This window comes from Kribbella alba, assembly GCF_039529635.1.
GTDB classification, from domain to species: Bacteria; Actinomycetota; Actinomycetes; order Propionibacteriales; family Kribbellaceae; genus Kribbella; species Kribbella alba.
The window spans coordinates 1-18,510 of sequence record NZ_BAAANE010000016.1; the positions used below are offsets into that span (position 1 = coordinate 1).

Consider the following 18,510-nt stretch of genomic DNA (forward strand, 5'->3'; position numbering starts at 1 on the left):
GACCCGCCGTATGGCCGGCATGATTTCGGCGGGTCGAGCCGGGTAGTGCGCCCGCTCCGGCGGGTCGGTCCGGGAGGTGGACAGCGCTCCGGCGGGTCGGTCCGGGAAGTCGCGCGGCATCGGGGGGCGAGCCGGGTAGTGCCGCTCCGCGGGTCCGTCCGGGAGGTCGACAGCGCCCCGGCGGGTCGGTCCGGGAAGTGACGAATTGCAAAATTCTTCAATTCACTACATAGTGAAGTCGGCAGATGACGGGGGGGTGGGTGCTCATGGACGCCAGCCAGTTCGCGGCTGATCTGCGCGGTCGGATCAAGGCTGCTCGGGAGGCGTACGACGAGGCCGAGCGGGAGGAGGACTTCTACGCGATGGATGTCCGCAGTGGCGAGTTGAAGAGCCTCCGCCGCCTCGCGTCCGAGAACGGGGTAGACCTGTCGGACAACGACCAGGACCACGCTCAGAGCGTCAACCGCGAGAACGGCGTGAGCGCCGCGGACTCCGCTCCAGCAGATCCGGACGGGCCGACCGCAGGGGCCGCCGAGTGACGGGGATGGCAGTACCGCTCTACCAGGCGAAGGCGGAGTTCTTCCGGATGCTTGGTCATCCGGTCCGGATTCGGGTCCTCGAGCTCCTGCAGGATTCTCCGCGCCCGGTCCGTGAGCTGCTGGCCGAGATCGCGATCGAGCCGTCGAGCCTCTCGCAGCAGTTGGCGATCCTGCGCCGGCACAAGATCGTGATGTCGCGGCGGGAAGGGTCGAGCGTCGTGTACGAGATCGCGAGCAGCGATGTCGCCGAGCTGCTCAGGGTCTCTCGCCGGATCCTCACTGAACTCATTGCCGGTCAGAACGAACTTCTCGCCGAGTTGCGCGAGCCCGAATCCGGCCGAACAGCAACAAGCCTCTAGTCCGACAGCCGTCGTTCGTGATGATGCCTTTCCACAGGGGGCCGTGGAGGGCTGGGGGCGGTGCGGCGCTGACCAAGATTGGGACCTGGGACAGGTGGTCGGGGCCTTGAATACGTTATTTCGTGTCCGCGGTCCCTGGTTGGTGTTCAAGGCCACCACTTCATGACCGCTGCGCGCCAGATTCGGCTCTCGCCGTCTCTTCACGCAACTACCGGAGAACGCCTTCGAGCACCGCCCACACATGCACTTCGAACGAGTCCCCAAGAACCAGGACGGCTAGTACTCCCCGTAGACCTGGACCTTCGTGCCGATGGGGGTCTCCTTGAAGATCTGGTGGATCTGGGGACGCATGACGCGGACGCAGCGGTGCGACGCCGGGTAGGTCTTGATCAGCGAGTTCACGCGGGAGCCGTGCAGGGCGATGCCCGGGCGGTCCTTGAGGAAGTAGAGCGAGTCGTACATGAAGGCGTCGTCATACAGGCTGCTTTCATGGGCACCCGCCCACTTGCGCCAGACCTTGCCGGTGCGGTTCGGCGTCTCGTACCCAGGCCCGCCGGTGGAGACCCACACGATCCGCCGGTAGGTGTTGTTCACGACCTGGTAGAGCACCTGGCACGTCTTGTTGACGTAGATGCCGGTCGACTTGGTCGGAACCGGCTTCTTGGTTGCCGTGAGCACCGATCGGACGTCGGCCGTGGTCAGCCGTCCACGGCTCACCGGGAGACCGGCCGTCTCGCGGTAGGCGCAGAGGGCCTGACGGGCGCGCACGGTGATGTCGCCGTCGACGTCACCGACGGGGTACCCCCAGGCGTCGAGCTTGCGTTCCACCTCGAGGGCATAGTTGATCTGCTTCGGCTTGACCGGTGGTTTCACCGTCGGCTTGACGGTCGGCGTACTGGATGGCGTCGAGCTCGGGGTTGCGGACGGCGTACTGGAAGGCGTCGCGGAGGGTTTGGGGGAGGGCGAGGATGGGCTCCCCGAATCGGCCGCTACGTCCGTACAGCCCGTGAGTGCGACAGCGAGCAGCAGCGCACCAGCAACGAGACCACGTCGACGAGACACGGATTCCCCTCTCCCTTGGGCGGTATTTCAAATGTCGCAGAAACGCAGCGGCGCAAGCCGAAGACCCGCCGTACGCCGATGCGCCCGCCGAGGCTAGTACGCCGTCGGGTCCGCGGGTCCGGGTTCTTCAACACCTGTCACCGAACCGTTGTCATCCGTCACGTACAAACCCTTCGACAAGTCCACGAGCACCAAGACGTTGCCGAACGCATCCTCCACGACCGCGCACCGACCGACGGGAATGTCGAACGGCTCACTTTTCAGACGTCCGCCGGCCGCCACAAAGTTCGCCGCTGCTTGATCCGCCGAGGCAACCAACCAACTCGGCGCATAATCGAGCCCCGTCGCCAACACGATCTCCGTATCGCTGTCCGGAAGCCTCAACCCGGCCTGCCCGATTTCGTCGTTCCTCCAAAGCAATTCATGCCCGAGCTTGTCCCGATAGAATCCGAGCCCGCTATCGAGATCAGGCACGCGAACCGTCACCGCATCGACCTTGCGCAGTACGGGATTCATGACTGCACCGGGGAATCGGCGCGCAGATACCCGTCGCGGTATTCGCCTTCCTCGACCACCGGCCACAAGCTCAGCTCATCCACCAGCCCGTTCCCTCCGACGACTTTCAGGACTCGACAGTACGACGCCACGCCGGCGCAGGTTGGTCGTACGGGCGAAGGTAGGCGAGGTGGGCGGCCTAGGCTTACCACCATGGACGAGGAATCCCTGCGGATGACGTTCGAGCTGCCCGCGGTACGGCTGCCTCCCTTCGAGGAACTCGCCGCGGCGGCCCGTCTCTGCGAGCGGCTTCAGGCGGTACGGCGGTTGGCCGAGTGGACGGGGGAGCGTCGAGTCACGAAGACGGGCAATCTGATGCTCGCCGACGCCCGGGCCGCGGTCCAGGAGTTCGGCCTGCCGGATCATCCCAAGGCGCGGGCGGCCGGCGGATTCCCCGAGTTGCAGGACCTGTGGGCTCTCGCTGTGGACCTGGAGTTGCTCTCTGTTGACGGGGGACGGGCCGAATATGTCGCCGAGGTCGACAACGACCGGGATCGCGATGTCGTCGAGCTGTGGATCGACCTGCTCGCGCTGACCCTGCAGGACACGGTCGAGCTTCCCGGCGACGAGCAGAGGTTGATGCCTCTGCTGATGCGGCTGTACGTCGACGTGCGCGGCCTCACCGTCGAGGACCTGGTGACGCATGTACTCAGCACCTCGGTCGAGGCCGCGCCGGACGAGCTCGGCCGGGTGCTGGCCTCACTCGGACCCGCAGTACGAGCGCTTCTCGTACAGATCATCCGGCGGAAACTGGATGCTCTGGAGGCGATCGATGCGCTCGTCGTCGACGGCGACCAGGTGCGGCTCACTCACCTTGGCCGGTTCGGCTTGGTGCACTGGTTCGAAATGGGCGGCATCGGCGCGCCTTTCGTGACTGACCTGGCCGACGCGACGGTGGCCGAAGTACTCGATCTGGGCCTGGCGCAGGACTCGGCCTTCGAGGAGTGGCTCGCAGCGGTCGGGCAGGATGTGGCGGCCGAGCGCATTCTCGAGCATGCGCGTGGCGGTACGCCGGGGCATCGGGTGGTGGCGTTCGGCATGCTCAACCAGCTGGGTCTGGTGGCCGAGAAAGGTGTGCGTGCCTGTCTCGACGACTCTGACCTTCGCCCGCACGCGAACGCCTGGCTGTCCGCACGCGGTCTGGCGGTCGACGAGTCGTCGTTGGACGACTTGCACCGGGTGTTCATCGACATGGTCGCCGCCGAGCTGGACGGTGACCCTCGGTCGGCGCGCGAGTCTATCCGCGAGCTTGCCGAGGACGCCGAATATGACGCCGCCGCGTTGCTCGAGGACCTCTGGCAGTGCGAGCATCCGGCAGCTCTTTCCGTGATGGAAGCCCTCGCCCAGTACTACCCCGACCCGGCAGCCGCCAAGGCCGCGCGCAAGGGCGTGATGCGCCTTCGCTCGGAGACTGGTGCGATGCGCGCCGCGCCGGACGATTCGACGTATCAGCTGAAGGTGCTCCTGAAGCACACCAAGCCGCCGGTGTGGCGGCGGATCCAGGTACCGGGGTCCACCACTTTGGCAGGGCTGCACGCGGTGATCCAGGTGGCGATGGGATGGACGAACTCCCATCTGCACCAGTTCGAGATCAATCAGCGGATCTACGGCGAGATCGACGACGACGCGCCGGAAGATCTCCTCGAAGCCGCTGACTTCGCCTTGCAGGAGGTGGCTCAGGCGGGGGACCGGTTCGACTATCTCTACGACTTCGGGGATGGCTGGAGCCACGTGGTGACCGTCGAGAAGGTGCTTCCTGCAGATTCTGGACCGGAGGTTCGGTGCGTCGCCGGCAAGCGGAACTGTCCGCCTGAGGATGTGGGCGGGCCGTGGGGGTTTGAGGAGTTCCTCAAGGCGTACAGCGATCCCGCGCATCCGGACCACGCGCAGTACCAGCAGCAGCTCGGCGATGACTACGACGCAGCGGCCTTCGACCTGGACATGGTCAACGCGGAGCTGGCTGAGTTGCTCGTGGACTGAAATGGGCGTGTACGCCGGGCCGCGGTGGCTCGGCGTACAGGAGCTCGGTCAGAGGCCGAGGTCGCGGAGGAACTCCGGCTTGTAGGCCTGCATCACGACATAGCGGGGGTCGGGCGTCTCGACACCCTCGTAGCTCGGCTCAGGCGCCGCCGCGTCCTCCGGAACACTCGGGTCGACCCACTCCTGCTTAGCGTGACTCCAGCGAGTCAGCTTGAAGTCCGCGCTCAGGTGATCTTCGGACACGACCTGGCGCACCGTCCGCTCGGCCTCGCGCGCGTCCTCCTCGGTGTTCGCGTAGATCAGCAGCCGCGAACCATCGCGTGTCACCGTCACCTTGTCGCCGAGCCGCTTCCGAGCATCATCATCGAGGTCGAGCGCCCGCAACCGCTCCCAGAACGAGAGCCCATGCTCTGCATCATTGAGCTCAACCTCGACGCGGTACTCATCAGCCATGCTCACACCCTACCGAGCCCGCGGCGCCCGCCTGCGCATCCCTCAGCCGGAGCCTGAGTCTTCTGCCGCCCTGTTGGCACCACAGCACTTCTTGTACTTCGTCCCCGACCGACACCAGCATGGCTGATTCCGGCCCGGCGGCCACTCGACTCCCGTACCGTCGTCGTACCGACTCGCGACGGACCGCACTTCAGTCAGGTGTTTCGCGTGGAGGGCGGCGCCCAGAACAGACGCCAAGCTCTCCACCGTGCGCGGTGACACGAGGAGCCGGCCGGCGTGTGCTCGAAGCGCGTCTTCGGCCGCCTGGTAGTAGCGCTCCAATGGGTTCGCAGCGAAGTGCCTAGCGCATAAGGCATGCGGGTACTCGAACTCGGTGCGAGCCCAGAACTGTAGGCGTCCGTGGATCACCTCGGGCCTCTGCAAGAGCGATAGCACGTGGAGCAACTTCTCGTCCGCCTCGAAGTCGCCGATTTCGACCAGCAGGTCTGTGTCATCAAGGCGCATTCCCATCCTCCACTTGACCCTCCGTTGGCCTGCCCGAATCTCTCGCGCCCAAGGCGGACCGAGAGGGATGGCGAGTTCCTCGGCGGTGAGGCGGCGCGTCGCCGCGGAGTACCAAACGAGCGCGTCTGCCAAGAACCCGAGTTCCTCGAGGAGCTCAGCTGTCAGCCGCCAGGGCATGCCGAAGACGCGTCCCCCTGCCATTACCGCGGCCAGCTCAGCGCGGGCTTCGTCCTCCTTCCCCTCTCGGAACAGGTAGTCGGCGTATTCGATGTGTCCCCAGTCGGCGTCGCTCCCACCTCCGGCGATCAGCTGCCGCCAGATGGCAATCGCCTGACCCGGCTGCTTGTCCAGTAGGTGATGCTGAGCGGCGTCCAACAGACCTGATAGACGCTCATCGATCGAATGCGAGTGTTTGCGGAGCTCATCCGTCGTCAGACCTTTCATGCCGGAGAAGGTAGGGGGTTTGTGGCCCGTCGCCGAAGTCTTCCAAATCCTGTGGACAACCAGCTCAGATGGTGCGCTCTCTCCAGGGCTCGACATGTGGAACTGGAGAATCGCCCGAGTTCGATCGAGTACAGTTCTGAGTCATGGAGCTGAGGCATCTGGAGCACTTCGTCGCTGTCGCCGAGCAGAAGCACTTCACGCGGGCCGCGGAGGCGATGTCGATCTCGCAGTCCGGCCTGTCCGCGTCGATCCGGGCGCTCGAGCGTGAGCTGCATGCCTCACTCTTCGTGCGGAACACCCGCAGCGTCGAGCTAACCGAGGCCGGCCGAGCCCTCCTGTGCGAAGGCCGACGAACCCTCGCCGCCGCGGAAGCTGCGAAGGACGCCGTCGCCGCCGTGCAGGGCTTGCTCCGCGGCACGCTGACCGTCGGGTTGGAGCAGTGCCTGGGAGTGGTCGACGTACCGGCGCTCCTGGCGAAGTTCCGTTCGGCGTACCCAGGTGTCGAGATCGAGGTCCGCCAGGGCGGCTCTACTCCGATGCTCGACGAGTTGGCGTCCGGCCGCCTCGACGTCGCCTTCGTCGCCACGGCCGGCCACCCGATCGAGGGCCTGAACCTCCGGCCGCTGTCGACGGAGTCGATGGTGATGGTGTGCTCAGCTGAGCATCGGCTTGCGTTCGCATCTGCGGTCTCGTTGTCCGAGCTGGCAGGGGAGGCGTTCGTCGACTTCGACCCGACCTGGGGCGCCCGCGCGATCTCCGACCACGCTTTCGCAGCAGCCGGCGTCGCCCACCCGGTGACCATCGAGGTCAACGACGTCCACACCCTCCTGGCCCTGGTAAGCCACAACCTCGGCGTCGCTCTCGTCCCCGAACGAATCGCCGCCAAGCAGGGCAACCACATCACCGTCCCCCTCACCGACGGTTCGGCCGACCAGTGGCAGGTCTCAGTCGCAGTCCCGGCCGGCTCAGCCGCCAGCCTCGCCGCCGACGCCCTGATCGGCATGCTGCCGACTAACCGTCGGCTTTGAACTGGCTCCAGATCCGGCGCAGCATCGGCCCGGACCTGGCACGCGAGACTGCCCTTCTCTACGAGTCGCTTGCCTGCCTTCCGGATGAGCCGGTCCCACTCGAGCAGCTTGCTGTGCGCTGGAAGCCGGACCCGCCTGCGCCAGTCGTCACTGGCGGCGAACCTCCGGCCTTTGTGACGCTGCCGTCCCCGGCCTACACGCGATACACGTCGGCGATCCGCGACCTCGCCCCGCCAGTGCTCTTCGAGGACAGGCCGAGCTATCGGCTTCTGTCGGTCGCGTGGAGGTCAAACGAGCTGACCTTCGGCATGTCGTCCTACTTCGACAAGCTCGATGTCTCCGAGGCCCTGGCTCACGAGGCTGCCGCCGCTGCTCTCGACGGGGAGCTTACGTGGCCGCGGCTGCCCTTCCGTGCTCTGGTGGGAGATCCACTCGATCTCGCTAGGCGAGCGGTCAACCCGGGCATCGTGACCGTGACGATCCGCCGCGACGCAGTACGCAGTACGGGCACTTTCCTCTTACTACGGCGAGATCCGACGCGAGTCGGCGGCGGGCACTACAGCCTGGTGCCAGCGGGGGAGTTCCAGCCGATCGGCGGCTTGGGCAGCGACCTCTGGCGCAACATCGTCCGCGAATACAGCGAAGAGCTACTCGGCCAGCCCCCGAGCCCGTCCTTCTCGGCCCACATGACCGCCGCGCGCGAATCCGGCAAGCTCCGCACCTACATCCTCGGCATCGTCTTCGACGCCCTCACCCTGAACGCCGCCATCGCCACAGCCGTTGTCTTCGACGCCGACCTGTACGACGAACTGTTCGGCGACCGAGTCTCACGAAATGCGGAAGGTGACATCGTCCCCGGCTACGGGTTCGACGATGCCACCATCTCGCGTTTGACCATAGGGGATTCAATGGGCCAGACGAGCGCCTCGTGTCTACGACTCGCCTGGCACCACCGGCAGACCTTGCTTTACCAGGCGTAGTTCGATGACCAGGCTGAAACCGCGCGACTGGTTCGCGTATGGCGTGACACTTGGCAGCGTGCAAGACCTGATCGCCTCCGCCGTCTGAAGGGACCGCCATCCGTGACCCTGGTGCGCCCGGCAACGTCCGACGATATCGACGCCGTCGCCGATCTGGCCGAGGAGATGGACCGCTTCTACGGTGCCAACGACGTCGAGCCGCTCGATATCCGCCGCCAGCAGATCCAGGAGGCACTCTTCGGAGATCCCCCGGCGGCGTACGCGCTGCTGGCCACGGACGGTGGCGCGGGGATCGGGTTCGCGGCGTACTCGTTCCTGTGGCCGGCTGTTGGCCTGACCAGGTCGCTCTACCTCAAGGAGTTGTACGTGAGGCAAGGGCGGCACCGCGGCGGCGTCGGCAGGCAGATCATGGAGGGCTTGTTCGAGGTCGCTCGCAAGCACGACTGCAGTCGGGTGGAGTGGACGACCGACCAGGACAACCCAGGCGCGCAAGCTTTCTACGAGACCTTTGGTGTCGAGCCCAACGAGTCCAAGCTCTTCTACCGACTGGAGCAGTAGTCCGGAGGACGCGTGTCCGCTGGAGACGGGGAGGTGATTGTGGGTGGGATTCGTCAAGTGACTTGGTCCACCCGTCGTCGTGAATTTCGGTTCCGCTGGTGCCGGATTCAGGTCAACGTCTTCTTGTAGAAGACGGCGGAGTCTTCGTAGTCGAGGGCGAGGTAGAAGGGTCCGGCTCGGCGGCTGGCTAGGGCGAGGTAGGCGGCGCCGATGGATTGCGCCCACTTCAGGGGTCTCTGCGACAAGCAGGCGCGTGTGTGGGCCGTCGACCAGCTGAGCCCAGGCGGCGTCGAACGCGGCGCGTTGGGGTCGGAACGTGGTAGCAAAGTCCCGGGCGAGGGCCAGACATGTTCGTGGTCGTCGATACGGGCAGGGCGGATTAGCGCTTGTTTGTCAGGCATTCGCTCAGTTTGCCAACGCGGGGCTCAATGACCGATGGACTGAGATGGGCTGCGCGGCAATACTGCTGCAATGACGAGTGCCTTCACCAACCCAGTCGGCCTCGGCGCGTGACCTCGTCCAGCATCCGCTGGACGCGCGCCGGGGGACTGGGGAGGTGCATCGATGGATACCATCACGGGCGGCCGTATTGCCGCATGGCTTGACCACCGGTCGGGGCGGGTGAATCGCGTCTTTGTGTCGCACTCTTGGCGCGGCTACGAACTCGAGGTTGAGGCGGTCCCGTCCTGGAGGTGGCTGATCGCCAGCGTCACGGAATCGACTCTGAGCGCCGTCGGTCATCCGTGCTGCGGACGCGGGCTGGGACGCATGCCGTTCCTGGGCGGTGCCGCCTATCGGACTCTCGCCGCGGCTATTCGTTTGGGAAGTGGAACTCGGACGTTCTCTACGCATATCTCCGCTGCCGAGGCGGCTGTCGTCAGCCCGGCGTTCGATCAGGGCGCAGACTTTCCGGTCACCGGCGAGGACGAAGACGGCTCGGTATGGGATGACGGATGCTTCGTAGCGTTCCGCTGCGAGCAGTGCGGCAACCTCATCGAGGCCGACACCTGGCGGGCGGCGGCCGAGGAACTGCATCGGCCGGAGTGCCGCAGCTGAACCGTTAGCCCTTCAATCGGTTCGACTGGAGAGCCTCAACGTTGTCGGGTGTGGCCGGCCCGGATGCCGGCCACACCCGACAGACGGTGACTTACCAGGCGTAGTCCTCGGGCGAGGTCTTGTAGCCGGGGAAGATCTCGTCGAGCTTGGCGAGTGCCTTGTCGTCGAGCTTCACGTCGACTGCGCGGACCGCGGACTCGAGCTGCTCCATGGTGCGGGGGCCGACGATCGGGCCGGTGACCGCGGGCTGGTGGAGCAGCCACGCGAGCGCTACGTCGCCGGGCTCGTAGCCGAGTTCCTCGGCGAGGGCCTCGTACTGCTCGATCTGCGGGCGCAGCTTCTCGAGTGCTTCCTTCGCGCGACCTTCAAGGCGGCGTACGCCCTGGTTCTCCTTGCGGATCACACCACCGAGCAGACCGCCCTGCAGCGGGGACCAGGGGATGACGCCGAGGCCGTACTCCTGTGCGGCCGGCAGCACCTCACGCTCGACATCGCGCACGATGAGGTTGTAGATCGACTGCTCGCTGACGAGGCCCGTGTAGTTGCGCTCCTTCGCGGCGGCCTGCGCCTGGGCGATGTGCCACCCGGCGAAGTTGCTGCTGCCGGCGTACAGGATCTTGCCCTGCTGTACGGCGACCTCCATGGCCTGCCAGATCTCGTCCCATGGGGTGGCGCGGTCGACGTGGTGGAACTGGTACAGGTCGATGTAGTCGGTCTGAAGGCGCTTGAGGCTAGCGTCGAGGGCGCGGCGGATGTTCAGCGCGGACAGCTTGCCCTCGTTCGGCCAGCCGTCACCCATGTCGCCGTACACCTTGGTCGCGAGCACGGTCTTCTCGCGGTTCTTGGCGTCCTTAGCGAACCACTCGCCGATGATCTCCTCGGTGCGACCGGGGTAGATGGCCCGTCCGTACCCGTTGGCGGTGTCGAAGAAGTTGATGCCCTTCTCGTGAGCCGCATCCATGATCGCGTGGGAGTCGTCCACGCTGGTGTGAGGCCCGAAGTTCATCGTGCCCAGGCAGATACGGCTGACAGTCAGGCCGGTCCGGCCAAGATTAGTGAATTCCATGGCTTCCAGCCTCTGCCTGGGGTGGTCAGATGTCCAACAGGAGAATCCGCTGGGTTCGATCACATGTGCTTCTGAGTCCTGCAAGCTAGGCATCTCGATCACTCGTGGCTGTGGCCGAGCAGAAGCACTTCACCCGGGCGCCGAGGCGATGTCGATCTCGCAGTCCGGACTGTCCGCCTCGATCCGCGCGCTCGAACGCGAGCTGCACGCCTCGTCGTTCGTCCGGAACACCCACCTCGCGGCCTAACCAGAATTCTGAGTCAGTGGGTCGGTGCACCGCAGCACTCCTTGTACTTCGTTCCCGATCCGCACCAACGGGCCGGTTCCGCGGCGGCGGCTACTGGAGGTAATGACCCTCGCTGTAGCGGGCGTCGAGATAGTGCCGTCGGGTGGCCGACGATTCCAACGGACGGCAGCCGGCTGCGTCGAAGTACGGCGAGAATCTATTGAGCCGCAGGGCATGGCACCGACCCGGCGGGCTGCCTCGCTCGCCATGGTGTCCAGCTTGGTCTTGAGGTCACGGAAGTACTGCGCCTGGCTTACGCCCTGATCGATCGCGTCGGCCAACGCTCGCGTGCCGCGTCGAACTCGGACCGCAGCCAGAACAAGATCCGGACCTCGGTTGGCAGGCCGCGGTGCGCACGAATCGTATCCATGGCCTCTTCGGTGGACGGGAACGGCCGATGGGAGAGTTCGACCTCCTCGGTTGCCACCAGCTGATCAGTCTCGTCGGGGGCCAACCCCATCCCGCCTCTGCACGCCACTGCGGCTCCGCACCAACATTCCCGCAATGACGCCCAGCCTGCGTCCTCGCCGACGGTGGCAAGCTCTTCGTCGTGAATCGTTCGGTCGCCATCGTGTACCAGTCCAGCGCTTCGGCCAGCACCCCACGTTCTTCGAGCAGCTCCGCCGCGAGGCGATACGCCGGACGTCCGACCTGTTGCCTTCAGCACCGCCAACTCGGCGCGAGCATTCTCGTCGTGACCTATTCCGAACAGGTACTACGCGAGTTCCACTCCCGAGTAGTCACCGTCCTCGCCGCCTTCGGCGATGAGGTCTGCCTGCCCTGCCCGGGTCCCGGAACACCCCGCCGTCCGCAGTAATCTATCGACTGCTGAACGCCGGGCCGCCTGATTACCGTCAGGGCGTTGCACCACGTGCCATATTCTGGATGTCTTCGATTTCGACTTGCGAGAAACCGGCCAGCGACCGATCGGTTGTGTTTATGGGCTCGCGGTGCCGTACCGGCCAGCTGTGGTCAGCCAAGCGTTCCCGCATCTTGGCGTCCAGCGCAGCTCGTTGTTCGGGTCCACCGACCAGATACTCGATCCAGCGGTTGCCATTCCTGACGTGCGTCATCTCGTCGGCGTTGATGAAGTCAAAGCACTGCGACGCGTGGTAATCGTTGGCCGCGATGAACTTGGCGTACAGCGCATAGCCGCCGTCGAGGCCGATTCCTTCGCCGAGCCGTTGTTCGATCACCAGCCGCTCGGCCAATGTCTCGCCGAGCAGGAATTTGTCCCAGATGAGCGTGTCGATCGGGTGGTCGCCAATCTTAGTGTCGTGTCGCTCAAGGAGGCCGGCCAGCATGTCAAAGTGCCGCATCTCGTCGTACACCTGCTTGCTGATGTCGGCTAGCAGTCCGGTCGGCACTTCGAGTGCGTGCAGCGCGAGTGCTGCTGCACATAGCTCTGCGGCGCAGAGCTCGATCGTGAACATGGCGCCGTGTACGAACCGGCCGGGGGTTCCTGTCGGGGTCCCGGAGTTCACCTGATCCTCTATCAGGAACCCCGCTGGCCGGCCTGGGCGACGTGGCAGCTGCCACCTGCGGTCGAGTGGCGCCAAGGACGTTTGCAGCGCGTCAGCGCAGAGGACGCGAGCGATGCGCTGAGCCTCATGGGTGGCTGTATCGATGGTATGGGCCGTGTCGGCGTCGTAGAGTGACAGCCAACCGTTCGCCGCTCTCGTTGGCAGGACGGGTTCGACGCCGTCGAGGAGGCGCTTGGTCACGTCGGCTGGGGCGAGTGTGGTGGCGTAGTGCTCAGAGCGTTGCCAGAGGCGCCCAAGCCGCTCGTCGTGGCCGCGGAGATCGGCATACCGTGCGGAGATGAGTGCCATGACCCGCGCTGCGTTGCGAGCGCAGTCGCTCAGCGTCGGCTTGTGGTCGAGGCATGAGCTACTCACCAGGCTTTGGCAGCAGCACACCAGCGTGTCGGCCCAGATACCCCACAGGTGCTGCAACAGATGACGCGAGTCCGCGACTCGCCAATCGAAGCGGGTAGTCACTGTTCCTCCAGAATGCGAACGGCTGCTTCGGCGGCGCCTCCTGCGACGACCGTCGCCTTGTCGTGGACGCGGTCGTTGAGTTCGACGCGACCGTCAGGCTTGAAGATGATCTCCAGCGGTGCTGCCAAGCACTTGGCGTCGAACAGTTTGCGGCCGAAGCGGAGCGGGCGATCGTCGATGATGACCGAGTGGCCGGCAGCACTCAGATGGCGAGCGACCTGCTCGCTCTCGACGGCACCGTTGTCGCCGACGATCATGTTGACATCGAACGGACAGATGGCGCGTGGCCAGCACAGGCGGATCCCGTTCGCGAGGTTCTCGGCCACCAGCGAGATCGTGCGGTAGACCCCGAGGCCTGCGCCAACGTACCGATGACCGCGTAACGCGCCGACGGCAGCGCGCGCGAAGACGTCGGCCGCTTCCACTGCCGCGGTCACCTCACAACGCCCGCCACACTGTGGACAGACTTCCAGTTCCGGGCGGAAGGTGTAGGTGCAGCCAGTGCAGATGCTGTATCGAAACTGACGTACGTCCGCTGTCGATGTCACCGCCACCGACGTCAGATCGAGCCGCTCGCGGTGCTGGACGTACGTCGTTGCGAGCCCCAGTCTCTCCAGTGCGGACGCGAGCTCGGTGCGGAGGACGACTAGTTCCTTCCGGATCGCCTCGTTGCTTTCGGCAAAGCAGTACCACTCGGCGAGCTTGAACGTCAGTGATCTGGTCAGGCCGTGTGCGGGTCGCAGTTCGTTGCGCACGCGGTCAGACAGTTGGAACAGGCGCGCTCCGGCGAAGTTGCCATGACTCGCCAGCACCATCTCGACGACTTCCTCCTGCGTCGAATTCAGCACGTACTCTCCGGCCTTCATCGGCACCCGGGTCAACAGGTCACCGAGTTGTTCATAGCGGTCCGACGCCTCCCAGACGACGAGCGGTTGCAGCAACGGCAGGCCCATCTCGCTGTAGCCAAGCCGCTCTGCGGTTGTGCGAGTGAGGTGATCCATCGCCCCAACGACTCGCTGGCCTAGCGGCAGCCAGCCGTAGACACCACGGTCCACGCGCGTCAGGTAGCCACTCGACAGCAGCCAATCGGTGCCTGTCTTCTTGTGGGTGGCGCCAGAGCTGGTGGGGAAGAACAGCGTTGACCACCTCGTCGGCTGCACGTGCTACTCCGCTCGGTACACATGGAGGTCCTTGATCAGCAGCGGTAGAGCTCGCCTATGGAAGGTGCACTTCTGGTCATCGACGTCAAGACCAGTCGCTACCTGGTACTCCTCGTTCGGGCCACCACAGACCAAGGCGGCTTCACAGGAACGGCAGGGCTCCCGCCAGGTGGCGGGAAGCTTTGGCGCAGTGGCATCCACCGCGTAGGCATCGGCGAATTTGTGGGTCGACCTGACGACCTGTCCGTCCGGCGCGATGCCCAACATGATCTGATTGCCCGTGGTGGCTTGGGGGCTGAGTCGCGGTGTCTCGCTGCTGATGGCCGACAGGATCGGCGTCAAGGCACTGTCGATGCTGACCCCGGCCTCCCGACAAATGCGGTGCGCACCGAGCAGAAAGGACAGATGCTCCTCGGCGCCTAACCAGCCCAGAGTGGTGCCGTCGAATGGCGTGTTGACCGTGATCGACTCGCCGGGGAAGCGCTCGAGCAGCTGAGCAAAGGCATCAAGCGCGTTGTCCGGCAACGGCGGGTACGGCGTGACCAGTACGTGCGACGTGCAGCCGAACTCGCGCAGCCTGCGGTAGGCTTGGACGACCCGATCGAACGTTCCACGGCTCTTGAGGTCGATGCGAATCTGGTCATGGATTGCGGGCGTCAGTTCGACCGATACGCCGACGTCGAAGCCGTGCTCGGTGAAGAAAGCGATGCGATCGTCGGACAGGATCGAACCGTTGGTGGTCATCGAGAAGCTGATCGGGTGAATATCGCCTGCCTGCTCCAGTTCGTCCAGTTTAAGCGTGGCCAGCTTGATGAGCGGAAAGCGCAGCATCGGTTCACCACCGAAGAAATGGAGCCTCAGCGATCGCCGCCTGGCCCAGGGCACGATCACCTCATCGAGCACCGACTCCAGCGTCTGGCGTGTCATCGTTCGGAGCGGATTGCCTGTCTGCCGGAGGGCGGTGGTGGAAAAGCATCCCTCGCAGGCGAAGTCGCAGTTCTCGGTGAGGCTGATCCGGAAGCCCATCGGCTCGGCCTCAAGTACCGCCTGGTCCACCTTCAGTTGTTGGCTGCTGAAGCCGGCGTTGTCAAGCGCCTCCAGCGCCGCAGCGATCGGTCCGTCGACGGCCGCGACTACCTCGCCCGTGCCGGCTTCGATCTTGTGCAACAACAGGTGTGCGGCCTCAGCATGTACCGCATCCAGTTCAATGATCTGCAGGGTGGCGGGCAGCCACGCGAACGTGTGGCCAGCCGCTTCGTAGAGCCTAAAGGTGCTGGGCTGCAACTGAAGCCTCCTCATGGTCTGCTCGCCGCCAGGCGCGGGGACCTTCGAACAGCGACACACAGTGCGGTCCGGCACACGAGGGAAGAGCATGGCGTGTCAACTCGTTGGTCCTCAGGGCTACTTCGAGCATGTCGGCATCGGACGTGAAGAGGTTGCCGAGTTCGACGTCAGGGCGATGGAAACAGCCGGTTAGACTGCCGTCTGCCGCGCAGACATAGAGCGTTTTGCCCATCACGCAGAACGGCGTGAGTGATGTATGCAGTTCGCCGGTACCCCAGTGCTGATCCCACAGTGCGTGATACGCCTCGGCAGCATCCGGATCCGGGGCCGAAGCAGCGCGCTGCCTCAACCAGGCGCGCAGTTCGTCAGTGACCGTCAGCCGCAGCGCGTCAGCCCGGCGGCCGAAGCTGGTGTCCGGCAGTGTGGCCGGGAGAAAAGCCGGCTGGATGGTCGCGCGCGTCACCCCTTGCTGCTCCAGCGCACTGACGGTCTCGGCGACATGGTCGACGTTCGCACCGGTCACGACGGTGGTCGTCTGGACAGGTACCCCCAGCGCAACCAGTTTGCGGATGGCGGCGACTGTGTCGGTGTGGCGGCCTCGCAGCAGGTTGTGCACCCGCGCGTTGACCGAGTCAATTGAGATGTCCACGCGGGTCGGTCGCGCTTCCGCGAGGTTCTGGCAATCGTCGTCGGTCAAGAAGGCGGCGCTGGTGTTGATGATTACCCGTAGGCCGCTGTTGATCAGATCGCGGACGAGGGGGATCGTCGCTGCTTTCGATGCCCGGTTCAGCGGATCGCCACCACTCAGAATGACGCTACCAAAGTGAAACGTTCTCAGGCGGTCAACCAACTCAGCGGTGGCAACGGTCAAGATGTCGTCATCCCGCGCCTCGTGGTCGGTTGTGTAGAAGCAATAAGAGCACGCGATGTCGCAGTAGGTATTGACCAACAAGAACAATCCCCGCGACACAGCCGCGTGTCGCGGGGACTGGCCAGTCAATTCCATCAGTCAGAACGCCCGGGCGTGCGCGGCGTTACCGGCAGCAGGACAATCTTCGTCATGAAGCCTCCTTGGTTGTTGTTTGTGACTAATCGGGACGCTAACACCTGTGCGATCGGCGGACGACCGTGGTGGTGGCGAAGTTCGGCAAAAGTTCGGCACTACGCCGGTGAAAGTGCAGAGTTCCGACCCCAAGGCCGCATGATGATGTCGGCGAATTTGTGCGGAACGGGTCCGCCAGCGCACCACTCGCGCAGCCCAAGCTCGGCGGTCGGTCCTGGCGTGGAGGTGGCTGAGGCGCCCACTACGTGTTGCGTCAGGCAAACGTGAGCGCCTGTGTACAACCGAGGTGCAGTCGGCGGCGTGGGGTGGCACACTGCTGCAGACGCTTGGGGCGCGCGTGATGGTGAACTGTCGTCGTGAGAAACGGCGCCCATGCATCTCAGATGCGCATAAGCGTAGCGAAATGTGGATTATTAAATCTTGGTATAACTGCCATTAGTATTGACTAAGGAGACAGCACGTGGCCCCTCTGACCGCTCAGCAAGACAACTTCCCTCAGTGGTATCAGGATGTGCTGACCAAGGCGAAGCTTGCTGAGAACGGGCCGTCGCGCGGCACGATGGTTATCCGACCGAACGGCTATGCGTTGTGGGAGCGGATGCAGGCTGAGGTTGACCAGCGCATTAAGTCAGCGGGCGCACATAATGCCTACTTTCCGCTGTTCATCCCTATGAGCTACTTCGAGCGCGAAGCCGAGCACGTCGAAGGCTTCAGCCCGGAACTCGCGGTCGTCACACACGGCGGTGGCAAGGAATTGAATGAGTCCCTGGCGATTCGACCGACTAGCGAAACCGTCATTGGTGAGTACATGGCGAAGTGGATCGACAGCTACCGTGATCTGCCGCTCCTACTCAACCAGTGGGCCAACGTGGTGCGCTGGGAGTTGCGTCCCCGCATCTTCCTGCGTACCACCGAGTTCCTGTGGCAGGAGGGCCACACCGCCCACTCAAGCGAGGCCGACGCCCGGGACTACGCCGTCACGATCCTGCGTGACGTCTACGAAGACTTCATGCGCAACGTGCTGGCGTTGCCGGTCATTGTGGGTCGAAAGACGCCGAAGGAGCGGTTCGCGGGCGCGCAGAACACGATGACATGCGAAGGCATCATGCGGGACGGCAAGGCGCTCCAGATGGGCACCTCGCACGAGCTGGGCCAGAACTTCAGCCGCGCCTTCAATATCAAATACTCTCCAGCCGATGGCTCGCCCGAGCTGTGCTGGACGACCTCGTGGGGATCCTCGACACGCATGGTCGGTGGTCTGATCATGGGCCACGGTGACGACAAGGGACTGGTCGTGCCGCCGGCGCTGGCACCGATCCAGGTCGCCGTCGTTGTGGTGAAGGACAATGACGGCGCGGTCACGCAGGTTGCAAAGAAGCTCACGCAAGACCTGATGGCTCGCGGGCTGCGGGCAAAGCTGGACGACAACCTGGCCCAGGCGTTCGGCTGGCGCGCCACTGACTGGGATCTGCAAGGTGTCCCCGTGCGGATTGAAATAGGCCCACGAGACCTGGCGGAGGATTCCGCAGCCATCTTCCGGCGTGACACCCAGAGCAAGGAAAGGGTGACGCTCGACAGCGTGGCCGATCAAGCGCAACGGCTGATGACCACCATCCAGGCGGACATGCTCGCCGCCGCGACTGCCCGTCGTGATGCCCTCATCACCGACTGCACCACCCTCGACGAGGTGCGCGAAGTGGCGCAGACCGGCATTGCCCGCATGCCCTGGGCGAGCGTCGGCACGGCTGGCGAACAGGAACTGGCGACGAGTGGCGTCACGGTTCGCTGTCTCCAGCGTCGCGATGGCTCGCTGCCAGAGGCGGACGATGATCCTGCCGCCGTTGCCTACCTCGGACGGGCCTACTAACAGTAGTAAGGCAGTGCCTTCTCGGATCGGGTGAATCAGGACCAGACGCTCCAGATACTCCTGTTCCAGAAGGCGCGTCGTAGTTCAGTGCGCGGGATGTCCAGGCACCAAGACCGCGCTGAGATCTCAACGGCTAGCAGGTGAAGGACCGCCGGCGCCTGGAGGGGGATATCCCGTTAGCGTTCCAGGCGCCGAATCAGTGTCGACGGCAGGTGAAAACTGACCCCTAGGCGGCGACTGAAAACTGACCCCTTCGGAAGATGCTG

20 protein-coding genes are annotated in these 18,510 nt (G+C 64.7%); 8 read left to right on the forward strand and 12 right to left on the reverse strand.

The window, feature by feature from the left end; translation table 11 throughout:
• Positions 1-266 precede the first annotated feature (266 nt).
• Complete coding sequence (locus ABD210_RS31590; protein ID WP_344116622.1) at positions 267-539, forward strand: hypothetical protein; 273 nt, start codon at positions 267-269, stop codon at positions 537-539.
• Between the two features lie 5 nt (positions 540-544).
• Positions 545-898 carry an ArsR/SmtB family transcription factor gene (locus ABD210_RS31595; RefSeq protein ID WP_344116624.1) on the forward strand — a complete coding sequence of 118 codons (354 nt, stop codon included), beginning with the start codon at positions 545-547 and terminating at the stop codon, positions 896-898.
• A 276-nt stretch (positions 899-1,174) separates the two neighbouring features.
• On the opposite strand, the gene ABD210_RS31600 is transcribed toward ABD210_RS31595, so the two are convergent.
• From ABD210_RS31600 to ABD210_RS31610, 3 genes are all read right to left on the reverse strand, one after another.
• Positions 1,175-1,960, reverse strand: a complete 786-nt coding sequence (locus tag ABD210_RS31600; protein WP_344116625.1) for a L,D-transpeptidase — start codon at positions 1,958-1,960, stop codon at positions 1,175-1,177.
• Between the two features lie 93 nt (positions 1,961-2,053).
• Positions 2,054-2,476: a VOC family protein gene (locus ABD210_RS31605; RefSeq protein WP_344116626.1), complete on the reverse strand. Its 423-nt coding sequence runs from the start codon at positions 2,474-2,476 to the stop codon at positions 2,054-2,056.
• The gene (locus ABD210_RS31610) at positions 2,473-2,607 is read right to left on the reverse strand and encodes a hypothetical protein (protein WP_344116628.1); all 135 of its coding nucleotides are present in this window, start codon (positions 2,605-2,607) and stop codon (positions 2,473-2,475) included. Before ABD210_RS31610 ends, ABD210_RS31605 begins: the two co-directional genes overlap by 4 nt.
• 61 nt (positions 2,608-2,668) lie before the next feature.
• On the opposite strand from ABD210_RS31610, the gene ABD210_RS31615 reads away from it, so the two are divergent.
• On the forward strand, positions 2,669-4,495 hold the full coding sequence (locus ABD210_RS31615) for a plasmid pRiA4b ORF-3 family protein (protein WP_344116630.1): 1,827 nt from the start codon (positions 2,669-2,671) through the stop codon (positions 4,493-4,495).
• 48 nt (positions 4,496-4,543) lie between these two features.
• Here the strand turns inward: ABD210_RS31615 and ABD210_RS31620 are convergent, their stop codons facing one another.
• Both ABD210_RS31620 and ABD210_RS31625 read right to left on the reverse strand, forming a co-directional pair.
• Positions 4,544-4,948: a hypothetical protein gene (locus ABD210_RS31620; RefSeq protein ID WP_344116631.1), complete on the reverse strand. Its 405-nt coding sequence runs from the start codon at positions 4,946-4,948 to the stop codon at positions 4,544-4,546.
• 42 nt (positions 4,949-4,990) lie between these two features.
• Positions 4,991-5,896 (reverse strand): YecA family protein, encoded by a 906-nt coding sequence (locus tag ABD210_RS31625; protein ID WP_344116632.1) that lies wholly within the window; start codon positions 5,894-5,896, stop codon positions 4,991-4,993.
• 143 nt (positions 5,897-6,039) lie between these two features.
• On the opposite strand from ABD210_RS31625, the gene ABD210_RS31630 reads away from it, so the two are divergent.
• The 3 genes from ABD210_RS31630 (at position 6,040) to ABD210_RS31640 (ending at position 8,462) form a co-directional block, all read left to right on the forward strand.
• A complete protein-coding gene (locus tag ABD210_RS31630; protein WP_344116633.1) occupies positions 6,040-6,924 on the forward strand; it encodes a LysR family transcriptional regulator in 885 nt (294 codons plus the stop codon).
• The gene (locus tag ABD210_RS31635; protein ID WP_344116634.1) at positions 6,921-7,904 is read left to right on the forward strand and encodes a hypothetical protein; all 984 of its coding nucleotides are present in this window, start codon (positions 6,921-6,923) and stop codon (positions 7,902-7,904) included. Before ABD210_RS31630 ends, ABD210_RS31635 begins: the two co-directional genes overlap by 4 nt.
• A 102-nt stretch (positions 7,905-8,006) precedes the next feature.
• Positions 8,007-8,462, forward strand: a complete 456-nt coding sequence (locus ABD210_RS31640) for a GNAT family N-acetyltransferase (protein WP_344116635.1) — start codon at positions 8,007-8,009, stop codon at positions 8,460-8,462.
• A gap of 107 nt (positions 8,463-8,569) precedes the next feature.
• Here ABD210_RS31640 and ABD210_RS31645 read toward each other — a convergent pair whose 3' ends face one another.
• The gene (locus ABD210_RS31645; RefSeq protein WP_344116637.1) at positions 8,570-8,707 is read right to left on the reverse strand and encodes a hypothetical protein; all 138 of its coding nucleotides are present in this window, start codon (positions 8,705-8,707) and stop codon (positions 8,570-8,572) included.
• A 319-nt stretch (positions 8,708-9,026) separates the two neighbouring features.
• Here ABD210_RS31645 and ABD210_RS31650 point away from each other — a divergent pair, with 319 nt between their 5' ends.
• On the forward strand, positions 9,027-9,518 hold the full coding sequence (locus tag ABD210_RS31650) for a hypothetical protein (protein WP_344116638.1): 492 nt from the start codon (positions 9,027-9,029) through the stop codon (positions 9,516-9,518).
• Positions 9,519-9,609: 91 nt separating this feature from the next.
• Here the strand turns inward: ABD210_RS31650 and ABD210_RS31655 are convergent, their stop codons facing one another.
• The 6 genes from ABD210_RS31655 to ABD210_RS31675 all read right to left on the reverse strand — a co-directional run bounded on the left by ABD210_RS31655 (position 9,610) and on the right by ABD210_RS31675 (position 16,272).
• Positions 9,610-10,584, reverse strand: coding sequence for an aldo/keto reductase (locus ABD210_RS31655; protein WP_344116640.1), 975 nt, complete (start codon positions 10,582-10,584; stop codon positions 9,610-9,612).
• A 260-nt stretch (positions 10,585-10,844) separates the two neighbouring features.
• Positions 10,845-11,027, reverse strand: a complete 183-nt coding sequence (locus ABD210_RS32575; protein ID WP_425552774.1) for an SEC-C metal-binding domain-containing protein — start codon at positions 11,025-11,027, stop codon at positions 10,845-10,847.
• Positions 11,028-11,724: 697 nt separating this feature from the next.
• Positions 11,725-12,870 carry a DUF455 family protein gene (locus tag ABD210_RS31660; protein WP_344116642.1) on the reverse strand — a complete coding sequence of 382 codons (1,146 nt, stop codon included), beginning with the start codon at positions 12,868-12,870 and terminating at the stop codon, positions 11,725-11,727.
• Positions 12,867-14,030 carry a hypothetical protein gene (locus tag ABD210_RS31665; protein WP_344116644.1) on the reverse strand — a complete coding sequence of 388 codons (1,164 nt, stop codon included), beginning with the start codon at positions 14,028-14,030 and terminating at the stop codon, positions 12,867-12,869. The genes ABD210_RS31660 and ABD210_RS31665 overlap by 4 nt, the downstream gene beginning before the upstream one ends.
• 3 nt (positions 14,031-14,033) lie before the next feature.
• Complete coding sequence (locus ABD210_RS31670; RefSeq protein ID WP_344116646.1) at positions 14,034-15,314, reverse strand: radical SAM protein; 1,281 nt, start codon at positions 15,312-15,314, stop codon at positions 14,034-14,036.
• On the reverse strand, positions 15,295-16,272 hold the full coding sequence (locus ABD210_RS31675; protein ID WP_344116647.1) for a radical SAM protein: 978 nt from the start codon (positions 16,270-16,272) through the stop codon (positions 15,295-15,297). Before ABD210_RS31675 ends, ABD210_RS31670 begins: the two co-directional genes overlap by 20 nt.
• Before the next feature lie 565 nt (positions 16,273-16,837).
• On the opposite strand from ABD210_RS31675, the gene proS reads away from it, so the two are divergent.
• A complete protein-coding gene (gene proS / locus ABD210_RS31680; RefSeq protein ID WP_344116649.1) occupies positions 16,838-18,244 on the forward strand; it encodes a proline--tRNA ligase in 1,407 nt (468 codons plus the stop codon).
• The last annotated feature ends 266 nt before the right edge of the window (positions 18,245-18,510 follow it).

Coding starts and splice junctions, on each gene's coding strand:
- ABD210_RS31590 (WP_344116622.1), top strand. CDS start 267: ATGGACGCCAGCCAGTTCGCGGCTGATCTGCGCGGTCGGATCAAGGCT.
- ABD210_RS31605 (WP_344116626.1), bottom strand. CDS start 2,476: ATGAATCCCGTACTGCGCAAGGTCGATGCGGTGACGGTTCGCGTGCCT.
- ABD210_RS31620 (WP_344116631.1), bottom strand. CDS start 4,948: ATGGCTGATGAGTACCGCGTCGAGGTTGAGCTCAATGATGCAGAGCAT.
- ABD210_RS31625 (WP_344116632.1), bottom strand. CDS start 5,896: ATGAAAGGTCTGACGACGGATGAGCTCCGCAAACACTCGCATTCGATC.
- ABD210_RS31615 (WP_344116630.1), top strand. CDS start 2,669: ATGGACGAGGAATCCCTGCGGATGACGTTCGAGCTGCCCGCGGTACGG.
- ABD210_RS31595 (WP_344116624.1), top strand. CDS start 545: ATGGCAGTACCGCTCTACCAGGCGAAGGCGGAGTTCTTCCGGATGCTT.
- ABD210_RS31655 (WP_344116640.1), bottom strand. CDS start 10,584: ATGGAATTCACTAATCTTGGCCGGACCGGCCTGACTGTCAGCCGTATC.
- ABD210_RS31630 (WP_344116633.1), top strand. CDS start 6,040: ATGGAGCTGAGGCATCTGGAGCACTTCGTCGCTGTCGCCGAGCAGAAG.
- ABD210_RS31650 (WP_344116638.1), top strand. CDS start 9,027: ATGGATACCATCACGGGCGGCCGTATTGCCGCATGGCTTGACCACCGG.